Here is a 4845-nt window from a genome sequence, read left to right on the forward strand (position 1 = left end):
GAGAGCCGCAAGCGTCAGTACCTGATGCGGGTGCTGCACCAGAACCTGGAGGCGCTCAACCGAGGCAAGGACGAGTTTCTGGCGATGCTTGGCCATGAGCTGCGCAATCCTTTGGGTGCGGCGCGCACCGCGTTGACGATCCTCCAGGGCGGACCCGTCGATGAGCGCCGTCGTGCTCGGTACCTGGAGATCCTCGATCGCCAGATGCACGCGATGACGCGGATGCTGGACGACATCCTCGATGTGTCCCGGCTCTCACTGAGCAAGTTGCACCTCGAAGGCCAGGACCTGGACCTCGGACAGCTGGTGCGCAGGTCCGTCGACTCGCTGCAGTCCAATGCGCGCCACGCCAGGCACACCCTCACGTTGGATATTGGCGACGGACCATTCCTGGTCCGGGGTGACGCCATCCGGTTCGAGCAGATCATCGCCAACGTCGTTGGCAACGCGATCAAGTACACGCCACCCGGCGGGAGAATTCAGGTCACCGTGCAGCGCGACGACGTGGACGTCGTCATCTGGGTCCGCGACAACGGCATCGGGATCTCGCCCGAGATGCTGCCCAAGGTGTTCGAGCTCTTCACGCAGGCGCGCAACGGCACCGAACGCACCCAGAGCGGCCTTGGAGTTGGCCTGGCGCTCGTCGACACCCTGGTGCGCATGCACGGGGGCAAGGTGGAGATGACCAGCGAGGGACTGGGGAAGGGATCGCAGTTTCAGATCCGGATCCCGCTGGCGGCCGCGCAGGACCTCGCGGTCGTCGCACCCACGCAACGAGACCTCCCAAGCCGTCTGTTGCACGTGCTCATCGTTGAAGACAACCAGGACGGCCGCGAGGTTCTGCACGAGCTGCTCGAAGCCAGCGGCCACCGGGTCGATGTGGCGGTGAACGGACTCGATGGCATTGCCCAGGCAACCCGAGCGCCGCCTGACGTGCTGCTCACCGACATCAGCTTGCCGGAGCTGGACGGCTACGAGGTGGCCCGGCGCGTGCGCGCGACCTGTTCGCCCGTCCCCTATCTGGTGGCTCTCACGGGCTATGGCATGCCGGAAGACCGGCGCCGGACGCGCGAAGCCGGCTTCGACGCTCACCTCGTCAAGCCGTTGAACTTCGAGCTTCTCGAGAGAGTCTTCGAACACGCTGCGGGCCGGAACGCTTCGACGCGCGGGGCCAGGCTCACGGGAGCTGGCGCCTCAGGCGCGTTTGCGGGTGCCCGAGCGGAGGACACGCAGCAAGAGCAGTAAGACGATGGCCCCGATGAAGGCGACGAAGATGGTTCCGGCAATCCCTGAGAAGGGAGTACCCACGCCCAGGGCCCGGAAGAGAAAGCCTCCGATGAAGGACCCCACCACGCCCACGATGATGTCCCCGATGAGCCCGTAGCCGCCGCCCGCTACCGCGGAAGCCAGCCATCCAGCGATCAGGCCGATCACGATCCACACGACGAATGACTGAAGCGACACGGTGTACCTCCCAAGGTTGCACTGGGCGAAGAGGTGTGCACGGACAGGTGTTGAGGAGCAGAAAGCTTTTGTCGCTAGAAGCGGGCCCCGAGGGTCAGCACGACGTCGATGAAGCCGCCCTGGGGGTTCTCCACTTGCTCGCCAAGGTTCTCGTCCAGCAGCAACCGGTAAGTGGCCCGAGCGCCTGCGATGAGCGCGTCGGAGTTGAACTCGACGCCCAATGCCAGCGGGACCTCTTGCACCACGTCCGACTCGAAAGCCCCTCGGAGGTCACCTCCGATGGTGATGTTCGAGATGCCCAGGCCGACGCCCACGAAGGGCCTGACGGCATCGAACAAGGGCAGCGATAGCTTTACAAGGCCACTGGCACCGTGGCGCGTGAGGGAGATGTCGAGCAGCGCGGTCTTGGCGGTGTTCCTGGCGCCTTCATAGCCCAGCTCAAAGCTGAGAAAGCGCAGGGGCTGTAAGTCCAACGTCACACCCCAGGTAGGGCCCACGTTGACGTTCTCGCCGAGATCTCCCGTGTAGTTACCCGCCCCTCCGCGCAGGAACACATTCCCCCTTCCTCGTCGAGGCTCCTCATCGGCGGTCGCCGTGCTTGCAGAGGCCAGCGACAACACGAACCCTAACACCGCTATGCCTTGACGAGACATGCATTCCCTCTCATTTCGTGAAGTCCCAATCTAAGTGCCGTTATCGTGTTGTCAAGCATGGAACCCCGAACTCGAAGAAATGGCATTGCATCAAGAGATTGAAATGATGTATGCGTTTGGCAAAGAAGGGCAGGCTATCTTTCCTGCGCCGACGGTGTTAGAAGAGGAGTTCCAGCGCGAAGGCCTCTACCCGCGACCTCTTCCTGGATGGCACGGATGAGAGCTCGATTGATGCGGACTTGACAGACAGGGCTTCGTGCTTAGCTTCTGACACCCCCAAAAAAAGAATAACAACCAGGAAGCGGCCCAGGCAAAGCTGGACAAGCTGACGCTTCCGTAGACGAGTGATTGCGCCGGGGTGGGTGGCGCCTGCCGCTCGCCCGGCGTTGCGCTACGACGTGCGGCTCACTCTCGGAGCTGCGCGACACCGCAATGACGTGTGATTGCCAGAACCCCGGCGATCACCTGCTCATCGCATTGAAAGAACAACGGAGTCACGCAATGCCTCACACAGCAGCCGTTACGAAAACGGCTAGAAACAGTTCTATTCTCGCCACTTCAATCACCCTCGCCCTGCTGGCATTCCCACTGCCAGCGCGGGCCGCTGACTTCAGCTTGAAGCTCGAGCCCGGCGTGGCGGTGCCGCTGACCGCCCCCCAGTCGCAGCTCTATGAAGTCGGAGGCAGCCTCACCCTGAAGGCGCTCTTCGGCCTGAACAAGTACCTGGACATCGGACCCAGCGTGACCCTGCTGCAGCTGCCCGCGGAGGCGGAGCTGACGCAGCCCGGGGTGGCGTGGACGTTTGGCGGAGGGGTGCGCCTCAAGCGGCCTCATGACGCCCCCGGCGGCTCTGAGGGGTCCTTCGCCATCTCGCCCTGGGCGGAGGCTGACGCCCTCTACGTCCGCACCGGCGTGCTCAACCGTCCTGGCTTCGCCGTCGCCGCAGGCCTCTCCCTTCCCATCGGCGAGACACGGATGTTCTGGGCCGGCCCGTTCGTGCGCTACCTCCACATCATCCAACGCCACCGCGCCGGCTACGACAACCATGACGCCAAGCTCCTGAGCGTGGGCGTCAGTCTGGAGATCGGACCCGGCCGCGAGCGCGAGCCCATCGCCGCCGCGGAGGTCCGCACCATCACCCAGGAGACCATTTCCTGTCCCGACCGTGACAAGGACGGAGTCCCCGACAACGTGGACCGCTGCCCCAACGTGGCGGGGCCCATGGAGTCGTGGGGCTGCCCTGAATACAAGAAGGTTGTTATCAAGCGGGACAAGCTGGAGCTGAAGGAGAAGCTCTACTTCGCCTGGAACCAGGCCACGCTTGAAGAGGCGTCGTTCCCGGTGCTCGACGAGGTCGCGCAGGCGCTGAAGGACAACCCGGACTTCCGCGTGCAGATCGAAGGGCACACCGACTCGTCCGGCGCGGAGGATCACAACCAGACGCTCTCCGAGAAGCGGGCGGAGACGGTGCTGGACTACCTCGTGGCGCACGGCGTCGCGAAGGAGCGGCTCGTCTCGAAGGGCTTCAGCTCGTCCGTGCCGCTCGACACCAACAACACAGTCACCGGCCGCGAGAACAACCGCCGCGTCGAGTTCGTTGTCAACTTCAACATCCTGAATGACGGGAGCACGAAATGAGAAGCCTGAAGACTGGAGCCCTGTTCCTGCTGTTCTCCTTGATGACCGCCTGCGGGCAGCAGCTGGTCGAGTTCCCCGGCGACCCCGATGGCCCGGGTAACGACGCCGGCCCCACCGTTGACGCCGGCCCCACCGTTGACGCCGGCACCCCGCCGTCCGTCGTCTCCACCAGACCCTCGGATGCCGAGACGTCGGTCGCGATCAACGCCCCCGTCACAGCGACCTTCAGCGAGGAGATGGACCCGGCGACGCTGGCCACGGCGTTCACGCTGAAGCAAGGCGCGACCTCCGTGACAGGTGACGTGGCCTACCTCGGCACCACCGCGACGCTGACCCCCGCGGGCAACCTCGCCCCGAACTCCGTGTTCACCGCCACGATCTCGACCGCGAGCAAGGACATCGAGGGCCACGCCCTGGCCACGGACTACACCTGGAGCTTCACCACGGACACACACCTCATCTCGCCGACGGTCATCGCCACGAGCCCGGTGAACGCCGCCACGAACGTGTCGACCCACAAGAGAATCACCGCCACCTTCAACAAGGGGATGAACCCGGCGACGATCAACTCCTCGACCTTCACCGTGCGGCAAGGGGCAACGGCTGTCGCGGGCTCTGTCACCTGGGCGGCGGCGACCAACACGGCGACCTTCGTGCCGGCCAGCCCGCTGGGACTCTCGCAGACCTATACGGCGACAATCTCGACTGGCGCCCAGGACGCGTCGGGCAGCTCATTGGCGACCAACCACGAGTGGAGCTTCACCACGGGGGCCTGCAGCCAATGGCCTGTCGCGCTCAGCTCGGCCGGCAACTTCGCGGTGCTGGCTGGCTCCACCGTGACCAGCACCGGTCAGACCTCCGTCACAGGAGACCTCGGTGTGAGCCCGGGCACCGCCATCACCGGGTTCCCGCCTGGAACCCTCATGGGGGCGATGCACGCGGGAGATCCCACGGCGGCGCAGGGAATCGCCGACTTGACGACAGCCTACAACGACGCCGCTGGGCGAACGCTGTGCACGGTCACCGTGGCCGGAAACCTCGGCGGACAGACGCTGGCGCCTGGCCTCTACAAGTCGACGTCCTCCCTCGC

At 64.9% G+C, this 4845-nt stretch carries 5 protein-coding genes; 3 read left to right on the forward strand and 2 right to left on the reverse strand.

The features are described 5' to 3' along the window. The coding region (locus tag VD972_RS22820; protein ID WP_324990351.1) for a hybrid sensor histidine kinase/response regulator at nucleotides 1–1245 on the forward strand (1245 nt) is incomplete at its 5' end. On the opposite strand, the gene VD972_RS22825 is transcribed toward VD972_RS22820, so the two are convergent. Both VD972_RS22825 and VD972_RS22830 read right to left on the reverse strand, forming a co-directional pair. Continuing rightward, complete coding sequence (locus tag VD972_RS22825; protein WP_324990353.1) at nucleotides 1195–1464, reverse strand: GlsB/YeaQ/YmgE family stress response membrane protein; 270 nt, start codon at nucleotides 1462–1464, stop codon at nucleotides 1195–1197. The genes VD972_RS22820 and VD972_RS22825 overlap by 51 nt on opposite strands. A 74-nt stretch (nucleotides 1465–1538) precedes the next feature. After that, nucleotides 1539–2117, reverse strand: a complete 579-nt coding sequence (locus tag VD972_RS22830; RefSeq protein WP_324990355.1) for an outer membrane beta-barrel protein — start codon at nucleotides 2115–2117, stop codon at nucleotides 1539–1541. Nucleotides 2118–2732: 615 nt separating this feature from the next. Here VD972_RS22830 and VD972_RS22835 point away from each other — a divergent pair. Further along, nucleotides 2733–3755, forward strand: coding sequence for an OmpA family protein (locus tag VD972_RS22835; RefSeq protein WP_324990356.1), 1023 nt, complete (start codon nucleotides 2733–2735; stop codon nucleotides 3753–3755). Then, nucleotides 3752–4845: Ig-like domain-containing protein (locus VD972_RS22840; protein WP_324990358.1), on the forward strand; the 1094-nt coding region annotated here is incomplete at its 3' end. The genes VD972_RS22835 and VD972_RS22840, both read left to right, overlap by 4 nt.

It is taken from the genome of Hyalangium sp. (assembly GCF_035629615.1).
Lineage (GTDB): Bacteria > Myxococcota > Myxococcia > Myxococcales > Myxococcaceae > Hyalangium.